General features: G+C 65.8%; 20 protein-coding genes and 1 tRNA gene. 12 read left to right on the top strand and 9 right to left on the bottom strand.

Annotated elements, in window-relative coordinates; translation table 11 throughout:
* The first annotated feature begins 52 nt into the window (after positions 1–52).
* The 8 genes from CCK87_RS13435 (at position 53) to pstB (ending at position 9,214) form a co-directional block, all read left to right on the top strand.
* Positions 53–745 carry a response regulator transcription factor gene (locus tag CCK87_RS13435; protein ID WP_170927283.1) on the top strand — a complete coding sequence of 231 codons (693 nt, stop codon included), beginning with the start codon at positions 53–55 and terminating at the stop codon, positions 743–745.
* The gene (gene mshD / locus CCK87_RS13430) at positions 714–1,613 is read left to right on the top strand and encodes a mycothiol synthase (protein ID WP_086461851.1); all 900 of its coding nucleotides are present in this window, start codon (positions 714–716) and stop codon (positions 1,611–1,613) included. Before CCK87_RS13435 ends, mshD begins: the two co-directional genes overlap by 32 nt.
* A gap of 12 nt (positions 1,614–1,625) precedes the next feature.
* Positions 1,626–3,806, top strand: coding sequence for an RNA degradosome polyphosphate kinase (locus CCK87_RS13425; protein WP_086461850.1), 2,181 nt, complete (start codon positions 1,626–1,628; stop codon positions 3,804–3,806).
* Between the two features lie 22 nt (positions 3,807–3,828).
* On the top strand, positions 3,829–4,755 hold the full coding sequence (locus tag CCK87_RS13420) for an NUDIX domain-containing protein (protein ID WP_086461849.1): 927 nt from the start codon (positions 3,829–3,831) through the stop codon (positions 4,753–4,755).
* Between the two features lie 192 nt (positions 4,756–4,947).
* On the top strand, positions 4,948–6,063 hold the full coding sequence (locus CCK87_RS13415) for a phosphate ABC transporter substrate-binding protein PstS (RefSeq protein ID WP_086461848.1): 1,116 nt from the start codon (positions 4,948–4,950) through the stop codon (positions 6,061–6,063).
* A gap of 48 nt (positions 6,064–6,111) precedes the next feature.
* Complete coding sequence (pstC, locus tag CCK87_RS13410; RefSeq protein ID WP_086461847.1) at positions 6,112–7,284, top strand: phosphate ABC transporter permease subunit PstC; 1,173 nt, start codon at positions 6,112–6,114, stop codon at positions 7,282–7,284.
* Positions 7,281–8,381, top strand: a complete 1,101-nt coding sequence (gene pstA / locus CCK87_RS13405) for a phosphate ABC transporter permease PstA (RefSeq protein WP_086461846.1) — start codon at positions 7,281–7,283, stop codon at positions 8,379–8,381. The genes pstC and pstA overlap by 4 nt, the downstream gene beginning before the upstream one ends.
* Before the next feature lie 53 nt (positions 8,382–8,434).
* Positions 8,435–9,214: a phosphate ABC transporter ATP-binding protein PstB gene (gene pstB, locus CCK87_RS13400; RefSeq protein ID WP_086461845.1), complete on the top strand. Its 780-nt coding sequence runs from the start codon at positions 8,435–8,437 to the stop codon at positions 9,212–9,214.
* A 92-nt stretch (positions 9,215–9,306) separates the two neighbouring features.
* On the opposite strand, the gene CCK87_RS13395 is transcribed toward pstB, so the two are convergent.
* From CCK87_RS13395 to CCK87_RS13360, 8 genes are all read right to left on the bottom strand, one after another.
* Complete coding sequence (locus CCK87_RS13395; protein WP_086461844.1) at positions 9,307–10,137, bottom strand: anti-sigma factor; 831 nt, start codon at positions 10,135–10,137, stop codon at positions 9,307–9,309.
* On the bottom strand, positions 10,137–10,733 hold the full coding sequence (locus CCK87_RS13390; protein WP_086461843.1) for a sigma-70 family RNA polymerase sigma factor: 597 nt from the start codon (positions 10,731–10,733) through the stop codon (positions 10,137–10,139). The genes CCK87_RS13395 and CCK87_RS13390 overlap by 1 nt, the downstream gene beginning before the upstream one ends.
* 85 nt (positions 10,734–10,818) lie before the next feature.
* Positions 10,819–11,640 carry a galactosyltransferase-related protein gene (locus tag CCK87_RS13385; protein WP_086461842.1) on the bottom strand — a complete coding sequence of 274 codons (822 nt, stop codon included), beginning with the start codon at positions 11,638–11,640 and terminating at the stop codon, positions 10,819–10,821.
* The gene (locus CCK87_RS13380) at positions 11,637–12,662 is read right to left on the bottom strand and encodes a glycosyltransferase (RefSeq protein WP_086461841.1); all 1,026 of its coding nucleotides are present in this window, start codon (positions 12,660–12,662) and stop codon (positions 11,637–11,639) included. The genes CCK87_RS13385 and CCK87_RS13380 overlap by 4 nt, the downstream gene beginning before the upstream one ends.
* The gene (locus CCK87_RS13375) at positions 12,659–13,735 is read right to left on the bottom strand and encodes a glycosyltransferase (protein WP_086461840.1); all 1,077 of its coding nucleotides are present in this window, start codon (positions 13,733–13,735) and stop codon (positions 12,659–12,661) included. Before CCK87_RS13375 ends, CCK87_RS13380 begins: the two co-directional genes overlap by 4 nt.
* Complete coding sequence (locus tag CCK87_RS13370) at positions 13,732–14,952, bottom strand: glycosyltransferase family 1 protein (RefSeq protein ID WP_249273889.1); 1,221 nt, start codon at positions 14,950–14,952, stop codon at positions 13,732–13,734. The genes CCK87_RS13375 and CCK87_RS13370 overlap by 4 nt, the downstream gene beginning before the upstream one ends.
* 131 nt (positions 14,953–15,083) lie before the next feature.
* Complete coding sequence (locus CCK87_RS13365; RefSeq protein ID WP_086461839.1) at positions 15,084–15,491, bottom strand: hypothetical protein; 408 nt, start codon at positions 15,489–15,491, stop codon at positions 15,084–15,086.
* 150 nt (positions 15,492–15,641) lie between these two features.
* Complete coding sequence (locus CCK87_RS13360; RefSeq protein ID WP_086461838.1) at positions 15,642–16,271, bottom strand: DNA-directed RNA polymerase subunit beta; 630 nt, start codon at positions 16,269–16,271, stop codon at positions 15,642–15,644.
* A gap of 57 nt (positions 16,272–16,328) precedes the next feature.
* Here CCK87_RS13360 and CCK87_RS13355 point away from each other — a divergent pair.
* The 4 genes from CCK87_RS13355 (at position 16,329) to CCK87_RS13340 (ending at position 19,247) form a co-directional block, all read left to right on the top strand.
* Positions 16,329–16,401 (top strand) — tRNA-Lys (locus CCK87_RS13355).
* Between the two features lie 45 nt (positions 16,402–16,446).
* Positions 16,447–17,334 (top strand): NAD(P)H-binding protein, encoded by an 888-nt coding sequence (locus tag CCK87_RS13350; RefSeq protein ID WP_086461837.1) that lies wholly within the window; start codon positions 16,447–16,449, stop codon positions 17,332–17,334.
* A gap of 30 nt (positions 17,335–17,364) precedes the next feature.
* The gene (locus CCK87_RS13345) at positions 17,365–18,084 is read left to right on the top strand and encodes a DUF4241 domain-containing protein (protein WP_086461836.1); all 720 of its coding nucleotides are present in this window, start codon (positions 17,365–17,367) and stop codon (positions 18,082–18,084) included.
* On the top strand, positions 18,081–19,247 hold the full coding sequence (locus CCK87_RS13340; protein ID WP_086461835.1) for a MarP family serine protease: 1,167 nt from the start codon (positions 18,081–18,083) through the stop codon (positions 19,245–19,247). The genes CCK87_RS13345 and CCK87_RS13340 overlap by 4 nt, the downstream gene beginning before the upstream one ends.
* A 17-nt stretch (positions 19,248–19,264) precedes the next feature.
* Here the strand turns inward: CCK87_RS13340 and CCK87_RS13335 are convergent, their stop codons facing one another.
* A complete protein-coding gene (locus CCK87_RS13335) occupies positions 19,265–19,612 on the bottom strand; it encodes a hypothetical protein (RefSeq protein WP_140162845.1) in 348 nt (115 codons plus the stop codon).
* Positions 19,613–19,649 lie beyond the last annotated feature (37 nt).

Raw genomic sequence — 19,649 nt, 5'->3', positions numbered from 1 at the left:
CCCTCCCATTCTGCCCGATAGTATGACGGCAGGCTTTCTTGGAGGACCATACGTGGCGCAGCTGTTGATACTGACCTCTGCGGTCGACCGCGAGGTTCTGCCCGCACTGTCTCTCCTGAGTCACCGCGCCCGGCAGATCCCTGCAGAACCCGCGCAGCTGGTGAACACCCCCAACTGCGACCTCATCTTCGTCGACGCCCGTACCGATCTCGCCTCAGCCCGGTCCCTCTGCAAGATCCTCACGACCACCGGCATCGGCGTTCCGATCCTCTTGATCATCACCGAGGGTGGTCTCACCGCCGTCAGCGCCGACTGGGGCGCGGCCGATGTCGTGCTCGAGACGGCCGGCCCCGCAGAAGTCGATACGCGTATCCGGCTGGCGATCGGCCGCCAGGTGCAAGACCAGTCGACGTCGAAGATCCAGGCCTCGGGCGTTGTCATCGATGAGGCCAGCTACTCGGCCAGAGTGCACGGCCGGCCACTCGACCTCACCTTCAAGGAGTTCGAGCTGCTGAGGTTCTTCGCGATGCATCCGTCTCGGGTGTTCACTCGCGAGCAGCTCCTCTCCGAGGTGTGGGGATACGACTACTTCGGCGGCACGCGCACGGTCGACGTGCACGTGAGGCGCCTTCGCGCAAAGCTCGGCGATCTCGAGTCGCTCATCGGCACGGTGCGCAACGTGGGCTACCGATTCAACTTCTTCGAAGACGACAATGAGCGCATCGCTGCAACTCAGGGCAAGTAATCCCGCCGAGCTCGGGGCGGCGTTCACCCGGCTGATCTCGCGCTCGTCGATGGTCGACGGCCAACCTCCCTTCAACGACCAGGCTCTCGTCGACGCGGCATCCGGCGCTCGAAGCCTCGTCGTCGCCGAGCACGGCGACGTGATCGCGGGAGCGGTTCTCATCGGCAATGGAGAATTCGAGTTCGTCGTCGATCCCGAATTCCGCCGCAACGGACTCGGCACCATTCTGCTCGAACGCATCCTCGACGGTGCAGAGCCCGACATCGCCGGCTGGGCGCACGGCGACCACCCGGCCAGTCGCATCCTGGCCGAACGCACCGGCTTCGAGCCGATTCGCACGCTCTATCAGCTTCGGATGCCCGTGCCCGGCTCCCCTTCGACAGGCTCAGGGAACGACGGACTTGGGGCGGCGGCTGGCGACGACGGGATCGTCGTCGACGCTTTCCGCCCCGGCATCGACGATGAGGCGTGGGTCGAGCTCAATGCCCGCGTGTTCGCCGATCATCCTGAGCAGGGCTCCATCACCGTCGACGATCTGCACGCACGGATGGCGGAGTCGTGGTTCGATGCCGATGATTTTCTCGTCGCACGCCAGGGTGACAAGCTCATCGCCTACAACTGGCTCAAGGTGGAGGGCCCCGACGAACCGGGCGAGATCTACGTGGTCGGGGTCGATAGCGACTACGCGGGGCGCGGTCTGGGGCGCATGCTCATGGAGCGGGCCTTCGACCGCTTGCGCGAGGGTGGCATCTCGACGGCGGCACTCTACGTCGATGCCGACAACGTCGGTGCCGTGCATCTCTATCGTTCACTCGGATTCACAGACCATACGGTCGATGTTCAGTACCGGCGCCCTCTCGCCGGATGACATGATGTTTCCATGAGCGGCGACAACATCCTCCTTGACTCGAACTTCGGCTCCGACTTCGACGACGACGACGAGATCATCGAGATCCTCGACGACCCGTCTCTTCCCGAAGGCCGCTACCTCGACCGCGAGTTGAGCTGGCTGGCGTTCAACACGCGCGTGCTCGAACTGGCCGAAGACACGACGCTTCCCGTGCTGGAGCGCACCAACTTCTTGGCGATCTTCTCGTCGAACCTCGACGAGTTCTTCATGGTGCGCGTGGCCGGCCTGAAGCGCCGCATCGCGACCGGCCTCGCCGTTCCCACCAACATCGGCCGCAAGCCGGTCGATGTTCTCGGAGACATCTCGCGCGCCGCACACGAGCTGCAGTTGCGGCACGCCCGCGCATACCAAGACCTGGTGAAGCCGGCACTCGACGAGGCCGGCGTGCACATCGTCACCTGGGACAGCCTCGACGAAGACGACCGCTCCCGCCTCAGCGACTACTTCTCGGCGCAGATCTTTCCCGTGCTCATGCCCCTCGCCGTCGACCCGGCTCACCCCTTCCCCTACATCTCCGGACTCTCGCTCAACCTCTCGATCCGCGTGCGCAACACCAAGATCGACAAAGAGGAGTTCGCCCGCCTCAAGGTGCCCCAGGTCATTCCGCGCTTCATCCGCGTCGATGAGACCGAAGACGAGACGAACGTGCGTCTCATCGCGCTCGAAGACCTGATCGCGAACCACCTGAGCCACCTCTTCCCCGGCATGGAGGTACTCGATCACCACGTCTTCCGAGTGACCCGCAACGAAGACGTCGAGGTCGACGAAGACGAGACCGAGAACCTGATCCAGGCTCTCGAGAAAGAGCTCCTGCGTCGACGCTTCGGGCCACCCATTCGACTCGAGGTCACCGAGGACATGGACGACCGCACGCTCGAGTTGATCGTTCGTGAGCTCGACGTGACCGAGCAGGAGGTCTATCGACTTCCTGCGCCCCTCGACCTGTCCGGCCTCTTCGACCTGGCCAAGATCGACCGCCCGGAGCTGCACTATCCGAAGCGCGTTCCCACGACCTCGGTCGCTCTCCAGCCGTCGGAGCCCAATGCGAAGCCCGACATCTTCAAGGCGATCGCGCGCCAAGACGTGCTGCTGCACCACCCCTACGAGTCGTTCGCGACGAGCGTTCAGGCGTTCCTCGAGCAGGCCGCGGCTGATCCGCACGTGCTCGCCATCAAGCAGACGCTGTACCGCACCTCCGGCGACAGCCCCATCGTCGAGGCCCTCATCGACGCGGCCGAGGCCGGCAAGCAGGTTCTCGCCCTCGTCGAGATCAAGGCGCGATTCGACGAGCAGGCGAACATCTCGTGGGCCCGCAAGCTCGAGAAGGCCGGCGTGCACGTCGTGTACGGCCTTGTCGGTCTCAAGACCCACTGCAAGCTGGCGCTGGTGATTCGCCGCGAGAAGGGCGTGCTGCGCCACTACAGTCACATTGGAACGGGTAACTACAACCCCAAGACCAGCCGCATCTACGAGGACTTCGGCCTTCTGACGGCCGACGACCAGGTCGGCAAAGACCTGACCAGGCTCTTCAACGAGCTCTCGGGCTACGCGATCGAGAAGAAGTTCAAGCGTCTGCTCGTCGCACCGTTGCACCTTCGCAAGGGACTGCTGAAGCGCATCGCCCAGGAGGCGAGCAACGTCGAGCAGGGGCTGCCCGCCGGCATCCGAATCAAGGTCAACTCGATCGTCGACGAGGCCATCATCGATGCGCTCTACCGGGCCAGCCAGGCTGGCGTTCCCGTCGAGATCTGGGTGCGCGGAATCTGTGCGATCAAGCCCGGCGTGCCCGGTCTCAGTGAGAACATCACGGTGCGCTCGATCGTGGGCCGCTATCTAGAGCACTCGCGCATCTTCTCGTTCGTGAACGCGGGAGAGCCCGAGACCTGGATCGGCAGCGCCGACATGATGCACCGCAACCTCGACCGTCGCGTCGAAGCCCTGGTGCGGCTCACCAGCGCCGATCATCTGCGCGAGATCAGCGAGCTGTTCGACCTCGCCATGGACGAGAACACCATGTCGTGGACTCTTGGCCCCGACGGGGAATGGGTACGACGCAGCATCGACGCCGAGGGCAACCCCCTGGTCGATCTGCAAGACGTCGTCATGAAGCAGATCACCAAGCGTCGCAAGCGAACGGGAATCAGCCGGTGAGCCGGGCGGGGGAACGGTCGCTGTGACCGTCTTCGCCGCAGGAGCGGTCTGCTGGCGCATCGTCGACGGCAAGATCCTGGTGCTCCTCATTCATCGCACGCGCCACAAAGACGTCTCGCTCCCCAAGGGAAAGCTCGACCCGGGTGAGGTTCTTCCGCAGACCGCTGTACGCGAGATAGCCGAAGAGACCGGACTCAAGGTCAATCTGGGCTTGCCGCTCGGCGTCACCAACTACGTCATGCCGAACCATCGCGAGAAGGTCGTGCACTACTGGGCGGCCGAGGTCACCGAAGAGGCCGTCCTCGCGTCGACGTTCGTGCCCAACAGCGAGGTCGCCGCGCTCGAGTGGATGCCGGTGAGCCGAGCGCTCACCTCCATCAGCTACAAGCGCGACGCCGAGATCCTCAAGCGCTTCCAGGCCTTCGTCGACGACGGCCTCATCAGCACGTTCGCGATTATCGCCCTGCGTCACGCCAAAGCCATCCCTGCCTTCGACTTCGACGGGCGGGATGCGGCGAGGCCGCTCACGCAGCGCGGGCTGCACGAGGCGCGGTTCATCGTTCCCGGTCTCAGCGCGTTCGGTCCGACCGTGTTGCGTTCGTCGACGGCTCTGCGATGCCAGCAGACGATCGCGCCGACCGCCGAGGCGCTCGGCCTGCCCGTCAAGAAGACCGACTCGATCAGCCAGGACGCTTTCGAGAACGGCACCAGCGACATCCGGAGCGTCGTCGGCAAGCGCGTGCGTCGCCGAGCGACCGCCATTCTCTGCAGCCACGGACCGGTATTGCCCGAGATCATGCGCGAGGTCGCGCTCGCCACAGGTACGACGAAACCCGCCTCCATTGCGCGGGCGGGCGACCTGCCCGTGGCCGGCTACACGGTCATCCATTTGTCGAGAGAGCGCCCGGGATCCGGGATCATCGCGGTGGAGACGCACGTCCCACACTGAGGACTCCTCGCTGTTCACCTCCCGTTTACCGAAATGCGCCAATCTGGCCACGATGCACGGCTACGTTTTCTGAGGGCCAGCACCGGCCCGCCAGTGTGCATTTCTGATATCCAGCTTCATTCAACGATCTTCTGATCGGCAAGTGGTCTCAGACGTCACCCGGCACTACCCACTTTGAAGGGACCACACACAGTGAAGTTCAAGAATGTTGCTACGGCGGGGGCCATCCTGGTCGCGTCGGCTATCGCACTTTCTGGCTGCGCCAGCAGCACCCCCGCAGCGACGACCTCCGCAACGCCTTCGGCCGCTGCGGTCGACTACAGCTCGCTCTCCGGCACCATCACGGCCGGCGGTTCCAGCGCCCAGGCGAACGCCCAGGCCGCATGGACCACCGCCTTCACCGCCCAGGCCAAGGGCGTCACCATCAACTACGACAAGTCGCAGGGTTCCGGTGGCGGTGTCACCAACTGGACCGCTGGTAGCTACGACTTCGCCGGCAGCGACTCGCCCCTGACGAAGGACCAGCAGACCGCTGCGACCCTCTGTGGCCCCAACGGCGCGATCAACCTGCCGATCTACCTCGACGGCGTCGCCATCGTCTACAACCTCGCCGGAGTCGACAAGCTGAACCTCTCGGCCGAGACCCTCGCGAAGATCTTCTCGCTGGCGATCACCACCTGGAACGACCCGGCCATCGCGGCGGAGAACCCCGACGCCAAGCTGCCCGCGACGGCGATCACCACCGTCACGCGTTCAGACGGATCGGGAACCACCAAGACGTTCACCAACTTCCTGAGCCAGACGGCCAAGGATGTCTGGACCTACCCGGCCGACAGCGCATGGCCGATCGCCGGCACCAGCGCCCAGAAGGGCACCTCCGGTATCGTGCAGGCGGTCGGAGCCGGCGACGGCACCATCGGCTACGCCGACCACAGCGCGATCGGTGAGCTGAAGGCTGCGTCCGTCAGCGTCAAGGGCAAGGACTTCGTGGCGTTCAGCCCCGAGGCCGTCACCTCCGCGTTCGACGCTGCCGCGTCGACCACCGACACCGGCATCAAGGGCGACCTCGCTCAGACGGTCGACTTCACCGCCATCTCCGGCACCGAGGCCTACCCGATCCCGCTGGTCTCCTACGGAATCCTCTGCACCACGTTCAAGGACGCCAAGCAGAAGGAGCTGACGACCGCCTACCTCGGCTGGATCGGAAGCGACGTCGGCCAGAAGGTCGCCGCGAAGAACGCCGGCGCCGCCCAGATCCCGGAGAAGCTCCTCACCGAGATCGCCGCGAGCCTGGAACTCGTCAAGTAACACCCTCCAGACCAGTCCGTTCTCCCGACCTTCTCGAGAAAGACCGCCATGAGCGACCGAACCTCAGTTGAATCTGTTTCCTCGACGCAGCCTCGGCAGAACACGACGTCTGACAGCACCACCCCGCTTGGGGGCGGCACGCCTGCACCGGCTGCCTCCCCCAAGCGCAGCACTCGGGCTCGGCCCGCGGATGCGATCTTCCGCGGGCTGAGCACCGGCAGCGCCATCTTCATCATGGTCATCCTCGCCGGCGTGGCCCTGTTCCTCATCGTGCAGGGCATGCCGGCCATCGTGGCCAACTGGCAGAGCAACCCCGAGCTCAACGACGGCTTCACGTCGGCTTTCGACAGCTTCTGGGCGTACGTCGGACCGCTGCTCTTCGGAACACTCTGGTCTGCAGCCATCGCGCTCGTTCTCGGCGCACCGATCGGCATCGGTATCGCCCTCTTCATCTCGCACTACGCGCCTCGCCGCCTCGCGGGTCTCCTCGGCTATGTCGTCGACCTGCTCGCGGCCGTTCCATCGGTCGTCTTCGGACTCTGGGGCATCATCGTCATCCGCCCCTTCCTGCTTCCGCTGTCGGACTGGCTCAACACGTACCTCGGGTGGATCCCCATCTTCGGCGGCCAGGTCTCTACGACCGGCTCGACCATCCTCGCGGGCGCAGTGGTGCTCGCCGTCATGATCCTCCCCATCATCACGTCCATCTCGCGAGAGATCTTCCTGCAGACGCCTCGCCTGCACGAAGAGGCAGCCCTGGCTCTCGGTGCCACTCGCTGGGAGATGGTGCGCCTCGCAGTCTTTCCCTACGCCAAGTCGGGAATCGTCAGCGCGACCCTGCTCGGCCTCGGCCGAGCGCTCGGAGAGACCATGGCCATCGCCATGATCATCTCCCCCGCCGTCATCGTCTCGTTCCTCGTGATCACAGAGGGCGAGAACTCGCAGACCATCGCGGCCAACATCGCCCTGAACTTCCCCATCGCTTCGACACTGCAGCGCCAGGCCCTGATCGGCACCGGTCTGCTGCTGTTCGTCGTATCGCTCGCGGTCAACATGATCGCTCGGTACATCGTGACTCGAGGCTCCTCGAAGACGGGCGGCAAGAAGAAGTCCCGCCCGAAGCCACTCGTCGTGCCGACGGGTGACGCCACCTCGACCCTCACGCGCGACCTCGTCGCCGAGAAGAACACCGCCGCCGGCCCTGAAGGAGCATCCGCATGACCGCGCTGAGTCCTCGCACTGTCGAAAAGGGTCCCGTTCCCAATTCGCTGACAACCGGGCAGCTGCCCCGATTCGCCGAGCTCTACATCTTCGGCGCATCCGCTGTCGTCTCCGGCGTGCTGCTGATGCTGATCGGTTTCGACGTGATCGGCTGGCTCGTTCTGAGCGCGGTCGTCTACCTCGTACTCCTCGGTATCCTCTCGAGCCTCGTCGAGAACCGGCGCAAGGCCATCGATCGGCTCGTTCGAGGCCTCGTCACCGTCGCGTTCCTGCTGGCCATCATCCCGCTCGTCTCGACTCTCTTCACCGTCGTCTCCAAGGGCATCGGGGCGCTGTCGTTCCAATTCATCACCCAGTCCGGCGGCTCGGCGTTCAACCCCGACACGCTCGAGGTCACGAACACGCCGGGAGCCCTCCAGGCCATCGTCGGAACACTGATCATCACCGGCATCGCCACGCTGATCTCGGTCCCCATCGGCCTGTTCACGTCGATCTATCTCGTCGAGTACGGCCGCTCCGGCCAGTGGCTGTCGCGCACCGTCACGTTCCTCGTCGACGTCATGACCGGCATCCCGTCGATCGTCGCCGGTCTGTTCGCGTTCTCTCTCTTCACGATCATCCTCGGCCCGAAGGCGTTCAGCGGGTTCTCCGCCTCGGTGGCCCTCTCCGTGCTGATGATCCCCACGGTCGTCCGGGCCTGCGAGGAGATGCTGCGCCTGGTGCCGCACGACCTCCGCGAGGCCTCGTACGCACTGGGCGTGTCGAAGTTCGCGACCATCGTGCGCATCGTTCTGCCTACCGCCATCGCGGGCATCGTCACCGGCATCATGCTGGCCATCGCCCGCGTCATCGGCGAGACCGCGCCCATCTTCATGGCGGCGAGCTTCACCGACAACTTCAACTCGAACCCCTTCGAGGGCCCTATGCAGACGCTTCCCGTCATGGCATACACCGGCTTCGCCTTCCCCGGCACAGACATCACCGCGTCGAACAACTCCGCGTGGGGCGCCGCACTGCTCCTGGTGATCCTCGTCGTCATCCTCAACCTGATCGCACGCGTCATTGCGAAGGTGTTCGCCCCCAAGGGCTCGCGCTAGCCTTCCACCCCCGAGTTTCCCCCTTTCGCACCACAGAATCCGAAGGAATCGAATTGTCCAAGCGCATCGAGGTCAAAGACCTCAACGTCTACTACAGTGACTTTCTTGCCGTCGAGGGCGTGTCGATCACCATCGAACCCCGCACCGTCACCGCGTTCATCGGCCCCAGCGGATGCGGCAAGTCGACATTCCTGCGCACCCTGAACCGCATGCACGAGGTCATCCCCGGCGCACACGTGAAGGGCGAGGTCATCATCGACGGCAACGACCTCTACGCTCCCGGAGTCGACCCCGTGCTGGTGCGTCGCCAGGTCGGCATGGTCTTCCAGCGAGCGAACCCGTTCCCCACGATGTCGATCCGTGACAACGTGCTCGCGGGACTCAAGCTCAACAACAAGCGCATCTCGAAGTCCGACGGCGACGACATGGTCGAGAAGGGCCTGCGCGGCGCCAACCTGTGGAACGAGGTGAAGGACCGCTTGAACCTCCCCGGTGGCGGACTCTCGGGCGGACAGCAGCAGCGACTCTGCATCGCGCGCGCCATCACCGTCTCCCCCGACGTTCTTCTGATGGACGAGCCGTGCTCGGCCCTCGACCCCATCTCGACCCTGGCGATCGAAGACCTCATCAAGGAGCTGAAAGAGGAGTACACGATCGTCATCGTGACTCACAACATGCAGCAGGCCAGCCGCGTCTCAGACCGCACGGCGTTCTTCAACATCGCGGGCACGGGCAAGCCCGGCAAGCTCATCGAGTACGACGACACCACCACCATCTTCTCGAACCCGACCGTCAAGGACACCGAGGACTACGTCTCGGGTCGCTTCGGATAGCGAGAACCGCAGCACGGCATAACGAAGGCCCCCTCGAGATCGAGGGGGCCTTCGTCATTGTGAGGCTCTTGGAAAGAGCTCAGATACGGCCGCTATGCGCTGGCGATCGCCACGATGGGCGTCGTCGTCGGGGTCTTCGATCCGCCCGCCGGCTCGACTGTGACGCCGACGGTATCACCCGCCGACATGGTTCCGTCGAGCAGATGCCATGACGTCTTGTGGGCACCGGTGGCATCGAAGGTTCCCGCGGGAGCAGCTCCGGCATCGTTGATGTACCACGCCTCGTAGACACTGCCGGCGGGCAACGGTGCGAGACCGTCGACGACCACGGCGGAGCGTCCAAGTTCACCCGACCAGACCAGCGTGGCGACGCCGCCGCCCTCGACCTCGCTGCGAACCGACTGCACGTCGGAGGCGGCATAGATCTGGGCAAGACCGGCGGCCTGCTGATCGACGACGACAGGAGTGTCTCCCGTCAGCGCCGAACCGACGAAGCCTCCACCGACGAACAGGCCGATGGCCGCAGCCGCCGACACGAGAAGCGTGGCGGGCCTGGCGAACCAACGTGTGCGGGCCTTCTGCTCGGCCGCGCCTGCCTCGACCGGCTGCGGTCGGGCATCCTCGACCCGAGCGGATGCCGACGGCTCGTCGTCACGCACCTCGGCGAGCGGCACGACCGTCTCGCGAGGCAGCTGTGGAGTCGACGCGATCGCGGCCATCAAGTCGACCTTGAGCTTCGCCGACGGCTCGACCGGAGTAGACGCCAGGCCGAGAAGCACTGCGGTGGCGCTGAGTCCGTCTGCCTCGGCGGCGAGTTCGGGATCGGACTCGGCGGCGGCGATGAACCGCTCGAGCTCTTCAGGGCTCAGGGCTCCGAGAGCGAAAGCTCCGGTGTTCATGCGAGAGTCATCGTTCGTGGCCATCAGGCAACTCCCATTTCATCTCTGAGGCGAATCATGCCGTCTCGGAGCCGCGTCTTGACGGTACCGATCGGTATCGCCAAGATCTTCGCGACCTCGCTATGGCTGTATCCCCCGTAGTACGCCAGAGAGATGGCTTCGCGCTGCAGTTCAGTCAGCTGAGTCATTGCTCTCTTCACCCTTTCATGTTCGATTCTGATCTCGACCGATTCGGCCACCTGATCGTATTCACGGTCGACGTCACGGATACCGATCTTGATATCGCGATCGTGTGAGGACTGCGACGCACGGATGCGGTCGACGGCCCTGCGGTGAGCCATGGTGAGAACCCAGGAGAGGGCGGCGCCGCGTTGCGGGTCGAATCGTGTGGCTGTGCGCCAGATCTCGAGAAACACTTCTTGTGCGACCTCTTCGGACTGCGCGTGGTCGATCAGCAGTCTCTTGATGAGGCCCAGAACCCTCGGCGCGACCCGGTCATACAGTTCGGCGAATGATCTCTGATCGCCGTCGGCGACCCGCAGAAGCAGGCTCTCGACCGAGTCGAGTGCCTCCAAGGGAGTACCGTCATGGTCGATATCAGAGGTCACGAGCTTAAGCATGACAGGTTTCCCGCTGGGGGCCTGTTGTTCGTGGTCTGTTCACACCAATGATTCGGCGCGGGTACGATGTCGGATTGGTCGCGCGTCAGAGCTTTTCGTAGACGCCGCTCACCGGACTGAGCGAGATGAGTCCGGCGTCGTCGAACGCGGTGAGCCAGCCGACCATGGGCCACCTGTGCCACCGCTCGTGAAACAGGGCAGCGTTGCGCACGATGTCGTCGAGGTGAGACACCGGGGGCGACTCGACGGCGTGATGCTGATGGTAGGCGCGCGCCGCACCGATCCAGGCGAGCTCGATGCTCTTCTCTGCCGCCGATGCGGCGAAGTCCGTATCCTCGCCGCCGTAGCCGACATAGGCCTCGTCGAAGCCGCCGATCCTGCTCCACGTCGCCGCCGTGACCGCGAACGACAGAGACCAGAACAGGTCGTGGTCTCCCCCGCGCATCACCTGACCGGGCTGCGGCGCAGGGCGAGCCGAATGCGGCGCCGCGAGCGTGGCGATGCTCGCGAGGTCGTAGCCGTCGGGCGGGGCGGGTGGCAGGTACGCCACCGGTCCGCACAGGATGTCGTCGCGCAGCTCGTCCGAGGCTGCGGCGGCCTCGTAGGCTCCCACCAGCTCCGGCCCGGGCACGCAGTCGACGTCGAGGAAGACGATCACGTCGGCGCCCGCCGCGAGCGCAGCCTCGGCTCCTGCATTCCGGGCGGCAGCGATGGGAAGGCCGAGCGGATGCGCCGGGATGTGCACGATGCGATCGCGGACGTGCGCCGCATCCGGCACCGACTCGTCGTCGACAGCCACCACGATGTAGTCGTCAGGCTGTCTCACGCTGAGCGCGACGGCCCGCCTCTGCAGCGCGAGGTGAGCGTGCCGACCGTGCACGACGGTCACGATGGCCACCCGCGTCATGAGGCGTCCGAGGTCGCGGCATGCGTCAGCTCGGCCCGGATCACCGCCGCAGCTGCCCGTGCTCCGTTGCCGTCGTTCCAGGTGCGCCAGAGATCGCCATCGAGTGCCGCCGCCTCCTCGAGGAGGGTCGGCCACCCCGTCTCGGGGAAGTTCCACCGCACGATCGCGGGCCACCTGCTGCTACCCGCCAGCACCGAGGCGGTCGTGACCTGCTCGTCATGCGGTCTCGATTCAGGAATCACGACGGCCGGGCGGCGAGCGGCGGCAACATCCGCGAGCGCGTTCTGCCCCGCGTGGGTGATCACGACATCGGCCGAGCAGATGTCGGGCCACGGGTCGTCGACCCATCGCCCTCCTCGGCTTCCCAACACCGTCCAGTGCCAGTCGGGCGTAGACGCTCGCGCCGTCGCAACCGCCGCTGGATCGAGGGAGCTGCCGCCGGCACCGCCCAGGAGAAGCACCCGCCGGGACGAGCCGGAGCCGAGTGCTGGACGCCCCTCGTCGCCCCGTGAACCGAACCGCGAGATCGCCCCCACGCAGTGCAGGCGTCGGCGAGCCGACGCGCTGAGACCCGAGATCATGCCGTCGGCTTGTCGCGGCCACGCCGCGATGATCGCAGCCGAGATGTCATATCCGAGCCCATGGGCCTCGTCTGCCCGGATGCCGGGTAGCGCCACAGTCACGACCGGTACGCCGAGAAGCCGGGCGAGCAGAGCGACCTCCACCGAGACATCCACGACGATCAGCCGCGGCTTCGACTCTGAGATCCACCGCGAGATCCGCGCCATCCGTGCTCGAAGTCCGGCATCGTGTAGGGGCACCCAATGCAGACGTGTGTGCGCATCGACGTCACGCGGCTCGATCGACTCGTCGTCGCGAGGCAGATCCACCCACTCGCCGCTCCAGTCGGCGGGGCGGGGGTGCGACGAGAGTCCCACGACGGTCTGATCGAGCTCGGCCGCGATCGCCAGAGCTCGATTCAGGTGTCCACGACCCTGATGGTGGATGTAGTAGCCGATCACGCGGCGATCTCGGACTCGATCATCGTGTCGTAGAGAAGCTCGTAGTCGTCGACCATCCGCTCGAGCGAACACGAGGTGACGGCACGGTCTCGGGCGTCACCGCGAGAGAGCTGCGCAGCCTCGATCATGGCCTGTCCGAGCCCGACAACGTCGCCGGGGGCAGCAAGACGGCCGGAGCGTTCGTCGAGGATCTCGGGAACTCCTCCCCGAGCGAAGGCCGCGACGGGCGTGCCGCACGCCAGCGACTCAGCCGCGACGAGGCCGTACGGCTCGTCCCAGTTCGGCGTGACCACCGAGACGCACGCGCGTCCGACGGCTCGCATCAGCTGCTCGTGCCTCAGGTGCCCCAAGTAGCGAGTGCGGTCGTCGAGCAACGGGGCGATCTCCGCATCGAAGTAACCCTTGTCGAGACTCGGCCCCGCCAGATCGATACTCATTCCCGCTTCACGCGCCGCACGAATCGCGAGGTCTGGGGCTTTCTCGGGAACCACGCGCCCGAACCAGATCGCAGCCTCGCCGCCCGGCCCGGGGATCCATCTGTTCGTGTCGACACCGTTGCGGATCACCGTGCTGTCGACGACGTGACCCCAGGCTCTCGACGTGTGCCGACTCACCGAGGCATAGGCGAGGCTGGGCGAGGCCAACATCGCTGCCGATTCGAGCCATGGCACGGGAGGGGTGTGCAGCGTAGTGACAAAAGGAAGCCCCGTCGCCTCCGCCATGGCGACGGGCAGGTGATGGAGGCTGTTGTTGTGCACCACGTCGAAGCGGCCCGGGGATCGACTCAGATCCAGCATCAGTTTCAGGTACGCATGGTGTTCGCGCATCCACTCCTCCGGCCGGGCACCCACATCGGCGCGGGCGGCCGGGCTGCTGCTGAAAGGCGCGACTCCGATCTCTGTCACTCCGAGACCAGGATCCGATCCGGGGGCGGCGAACAGGGTGACCTCGTGGCCTCGACGGATGAGCTCGCTCGCCAGGCTGTGCGTGTGGGCTTCGAGGCCGCCCGCGAACGGCTCTGCAATAGGAAAGCGACTGGAGGCGATCAGGCAGATGCGGAGGGCCCGCCTCATCGAAGCAGATCGCGGTAGAGCGCGGCGTGCGCGTCTGATACCGCGTCACGCTGGCGCCGACGCTCGTCGACCGTGATGGAGAAGGACGGTCGGTCGTAGTAGGCACGAGCGACCGCGCATCCCAACGAGTCGGCGTCGAGGCCGTCGTCGTCGTGCAGGTAGAGCATCACAGGAGCCTGATCCCGGTAGTAGCCGCAGGTGGGTGCGAGCACGGCGGTTCCGAGATCGCGGCAGGCCTCGAGCCATCCCGAATGCGTTCCGAAGCGGTAGGGCAGCACCGACAGGTCGAGCGACGCGAGGTACTGCCACAGGTGAGCATCATCGAAATAGTCGTGGATCCGAAGATCGATGCGACCCGCCTCCGCAGCTTCGCGGAGAAGATCGGCGAGGCCCTCGTCGTAGCGCAGACCGGTGGGTTCGAGAAGATCACGATGGCCGTCGATCTGGAGAACCGCTCCGGGCAGTCCATCGATGGTGTCGAGCAGAGCGCCGACGACCGGCACCGGGTTCATGTTGGCGCGAAGGCTCTTCAGGTGCAGACCGATGCGGAATTCGCCATCGCCGCTGTCTGGTCGCGCATCGAGCCGGTCATGCTGCACCCGACGCATCGTCTCGAAGTCGACCACGTGGGGGTGCGGCAGCACGATGGCGCGGCGGGCCCAGCGGCGCTTGATCTCGTAGGCGGCCCCGTCTGTCAGCGTGATGACCGCGTCGGCCGCGGGCACGAGGACGTCGAGCTGAGCATCGTGTTCGGCCGGGCTGTGGTGGTGCGGATTGCGGAGGTCGTGCACTGTGTAGACGAGCGGCTTGCCCTGCCGACGCAACTCGGCGACGAGCTCGCGCAGTTGATCCGGAGTCCGTGCGTCGAATCCGAATTGCAGGTGAAAGATGTCGAAGTCGTCTGCGTGCTCTCGCACCCACTCGGCCTCGAGCATCGTCGGCGGCCACCAGCGCTGCTCGGCGGAGCGACTCGGGTCGTCGGGGTCGGGGTCGGCGAGACGCACGACTCGTACTCCGCCGTCGTGCGAGGCGGCCATCGGGCCGCCGGGCTGCGCCACATCGCCATCGATCGGTGAGATGTGACGCACATAGACATGGGATGCGGGCACGGACGCCACCCGCACCAGCTGCGGTTCACGAACGGCACGGTCCTCGCGCGCGACCGGCTTTTCGGGTACTGAACCGTCTCGACTCGAATGCGAAAGAAGGCTCGTCATTGCCGCCTCCGTTTCGTGGGTTGTTGTGCGCCGCGTGAAGTCGTGCCTTCGGCGGATCTCAGCATGTCACCCGAACGCGGGGGCCATTTTGACCCTTGCCAAATCGACGAAGCTGCCCTACACGCTGTGCGCTATTTGGGGCGCCGAAGGCTCGCGATCGTGATCGAGCCGACGACCGCGAGGGTCTCCGCAGCCGCCGTAACGACTCGCAGCTGCAGCCAGGGGCCGACCGGGATCATCGGGAGTCCAAAGGGAAGCTCGATGGGTGTGACGGTGCTTGCCACCGTCAGGACAAGTCCTGCCAACGATGCGGATGCGACGACGAGCGCCGACCACCGGCGCGGCCTCACGAGGATGAGCACGGCGAGCACAGCACTCGACACCGCTGCGACGCGAAAGAGCTGGCCCACGGTCGCCACGAAGCCGCCTTCGAGCCGCGTCTGCACCAGATCGAATTGCGGAGCGAGAGAGAAATGCACGATCGCTATCACCACGAGCGCGATGGCTGTCCAGATGACGGCGGCGACTCGGAATGCCATGAGGATGCGCCCGCCCGGTGACCGGCCTCGCGGCCGACGATCAGAAGTAGTGCCAGGCCGCGGAACGCCTCTCGGCGGAAGGCCGTTCGTAACGGCGGAAATTGGAGCCCGGGGTTACCACGGCCCGGCGAGATACGACTTTACCCGACTTCAGTCGAGGCTGTCCGTTCTCCACAGTTTTGCGCAGATAGCGAACTCCGACGCCGTCTCGGCGAAGCGGTTGGCGCGCACCGTGAATTCGGATGCCCGCTCGGCCGAATCCGATTCGGTATCGTCGGCTTCGGCGGCCGCTCCGAGAGACATGATGCGGCAGAAGGCTGCCGCCCGCTCGAGGGCCACGGCGAAGTCGCCATCGAAGATGCCGCGCAGAATCTGGTCGGCGAGTTCGGTGATCTCTTTCGGACCCGTCGGCGAGGTCGCACCGGCGACAACAGGGTCGATGGTGATGCTGAGCTCGCTGCCCTTCTGGAACAGAAAACTCGACTGCTCGGGATCTTGACGGATCAGAGCGCGGAGCAGGTAGATGCGCCAGAGCGCCCCCGGAAGGCTGTGCGATGACGCCCGCGACCACAGCTCGGCGATGGCGTCGATTCCGTGCAGGTCGGTGTACTCGATGAGTCGGTCGATGACTCCCGGGTCTGGATCGGCGCGAACCCTCCCCAGCAGCGCACTCGCCGTGTCGTGCGCGAGCCGCGAGATGTGGGCGGGATCCTCGCCACCCTTGAACGCCTCGAACTCCGATCCGCCGAAGAGTGCGGGTTTGCGATGCTCGCTTGTCATGCGTCCATCCTGCCTCGGTTCGATCGGAGCGCAAAGACACGCTAGATTAGTCGCTGCGGGCCTCTAGCTCAGTTGGTAGAGCATCGGACTTTTAATCCGCGGGTCGCCGGTTCGAGCCCGGCGGGGCCCACCGTATTTTTCTGCTTTCGGCACTGTTCGTGCGACGAGGGGGCCTGTGAAGATCGCCATCACCGGCGGCGCCGGATTTCTCGGCCGCCACCTCGCCGAGCGGTTCGCGCCCGACGACGTCGTTCTCGTCTCCCGTCGAAGCGGCATCGATATCACCGACGTCGACGCCATGGCGACCGCCTTCGCCGGATGCGACGCTGTGGCGCACTGCGCCGGCATCAATCGCGAGATCGGCGATCAGACGTACGACAAGGTGCACATCGAAGGCACCCGCGCCGTCATCGAGGCGGCCAAGCGCGCCGGCGTCTCTCGCATCGTGATGCTCAGCTTTCTTCGTGCCCGCCCCGACTGCGGTTCGGCGTATCACGAGTCGAAATGGGCCGCCGAAGAGATGATCCGTTCGTCTGGTCTCGACTTCACCGTACTGAAGGCGGGAATGATCTACGGTCATGGCGATCACCTCGTCGACCACCTGAGCCATTCCGTGCAGACGCTGCCTCTCTTCGCGACCGTGGGCCTGCGCGAGAAGAGCATCCGGCCCATACCCGTGAGTGAGATGGTCGACGTTCTCGTCGCATCCGTCGAGGGGCGGCTGACGAACAGCACCGTCGCCGTGACCGGGCATGAGGAACTCCTGCTGAGCGAAGCCGTGCGGAGGGTTGCGCGCGTCCTCGGTCGTCGCGTCGCCATCGTCCCCGCACCGGTGTGGGCCATCCGCGTGGTCGCGCAGCTCACGGAGTGGACGATGAAGGTCCCTCTCATCGCCAAAGCCCAGGCGACGATGCTGGCCGAAGGCGTGTCGATAGCCGCTCCCCCGACGCCCGAGCTACCGGTCGACCTGCGGCCCCGACTCGACTTCTCCGCGGAGGAGATCCGAGCTGCTCTGCCGCCGCGCGGGGGGTTCGGCTTCCGCGACCTCCTCATCGCGAAGTAGACCCACAACTCGGGCTGGCATCATTGTCGGGTGCAGCTCTCCGAATTCTTCGCCGGCGCCTCGGGCCCAGCTCCGCTCGTCACCGGCGTGCGAGGCACACTGACCGTTCACGACCTCGGAACCCTCCGTGTTCCGTCGGGCTCTCTCGGCGCCGCTGATCCGTTCGTGGCCCTCGACCTGCCCATCACCGTGCAGATTCCGCCGGGCGCGTACCCCGTGACTGTCACCGTGGCAGACGTGTCGACCGAGCAAGACGGCTCGCACCGTCGCGAGGCCTATCTGTCGCTCATTCTCTCCGATGCGCCGACCGTCGACCTCGAACCGGTGCCCGGCCCCTACGGTCCGCCCGAAGACGACTCCTACTTCGGTGTCGCCGTCGATGCGGGCACCGTCGCGTTCTTCGACGCCGCCGCCGTCGCGACATCAATGCCGGGTGACGGCGACGACTGGTATGACGACGTCTTCGACACGGGCGAGCCCGGCTCGTGGTTCGACATCATGGATGCCGATGCCCCGCTGCCCGCGGGAACCGCGAACATCGAGATGCCGCTCGCCCAGGCGGGCGAGAACGTGGTCCTCGCCCACTCGGGCTGGGGCGACGGGTTCTACCCCGTCGTTCAAACGCGGGATGCGGAGGGTCGCCTCACCGGCGTGCACATCGATCTGCGGGTGGTCGGCTCGGCCCCTGATGCCGAGCCGACAGGGGCGGCGAAGAGCTGGATCGCCCGCGTGAAGAGGCTCCTCGGATGATCGACGTCATCGTGGTGATCGTGCTTATTGCGGGGGCCGTGGCGGGTTACCGACTGGGTTTGGTGAGATCGCTGCTGGGCCTCGCCGGGGTGATCGCCGGGGGTGTGGGCGCGTACTTCGCGATTCCGCCCGTCGTTGCGTGGATCTCCGCGCCGGAGTGGCGGATCGCGGGGGTGATCGGAACAGCGTTCATTCTGGTCACGGCGGGGTACCTGCTCGGAACCACGATCGGGCGGGCGATCGGTCGAGGAGTAGCGAAAGCAAAACTCCGATTCGTCGACCGCACGCTCGGATTCGTCGGCAGCGGGGTCGCGGCCGCACTCGTCGTGGTCACCGTCGCATCCGGCATCTCGACTCTCGGCGTCGCGCCGCTGACTCAGGCCCTCGCGTCATCGTCGATTCTGCGGACCATCGACGGCATCGTTCCCCCTCAGGTCAGCACGTTTCTCGCCCAGGTGCGCACGGCCGCGGTCACCGACGGCGCTCCCTGGGTCATCGATGCACTCGGCGCGCCGAGTACGGCTCCGTCTATTCCGACGGTCAGTACCGACAGCCCTGCGCTCACCGCGGCGGCTCGATCGGTCGTCCGCATCACAGGCACCGCATACGCGTGCGGCATCACCATGTCGGGCAGCGGTTTCGCGGTCGCACCAGACAGAGTGATCACCAACGCCCATGTCGTGGCGGGGATCTCGGAGCCCGTGGTGGAGGTGCCCGGTCAATCCCCGCGATCGGGGCGCATCGTCTACTTCGACGCGGCGGCGGATCTCGCCGTCATCGCGGTCGACGGTCTGCCTGCAGACGCCCTTCAACTGACCGACAGCCTGCCGCCGACGAGTCCGGCGATCGTCGCCGGCTATCCCTTCGGCGGTCCCTTCTCGATCGCCGGAGCGGAGGTCCTGGCCGCCGGTCCCCTCCAGTTGATCTCAGACGGCGCAGTCGGCACCACTCGGGATGCCTACACGCTCGCCGCGGACATCGAGCCCGGAAACTCGGGCGGACCGCTTCTCACGGTCGACGGCCAGGTCGCCGGCGTGGTCTTCGCGAAGGCCAGCACGGTGAGCAATGTGGGCTATGCGCTCACGATGGAGGAGCTTTCTCCTGTGGCCGCACAGGCGCCCGAGCTGACGGCGCCCGTGAGTACCGGGGCGTGCTCGGCCTGAAGCAGGCCGTCGATGTCTCAGAAGACGTCGTAGTCGAGATTCGCCTTGCCGTTGCTGCTGTCGATGCGCGCGGTGTTCTCGTGCGAACGCGCCTGCTCGAGCACCCGCTCGGCGACTCCCTGAGTTTCGGGCTCGGCGTACGACACGTCCTCGTGCTGGCTCATGATCTGGCTCGTCGGCCCCAGCACGAGCGCCACGGGCGTCGGCGTTCCACCAGCATCGAAGCCGGGCACGACCAAGACTTGATTGCGACGATTGCGCGGAACGATTGCCACGAAGTGCACCAGTGCATCGGCCACCTCGTCGCTCGTCACGAACGTTCCACCCGCGTAGCTCATCCTTTTCATCTCTTCAGGGTCGCTCATAGCGGCCTTTCGCGCCCGGGCATTGTGATCATCGCGT

Origin of the sequence: Agreia sp. VKM Ac-1783 (genome assembly GCF_900177765.1) — a bacterium.
Taxonomy (GTDB): domain Bacteria; phylum Actinomycetota; class Actinomycetes; order Actinomycetales; family Microbacteriaceae; genus Agreia.
This window is presented reverse-complemented; position numbering and strand designations above follow the sequence as displayed.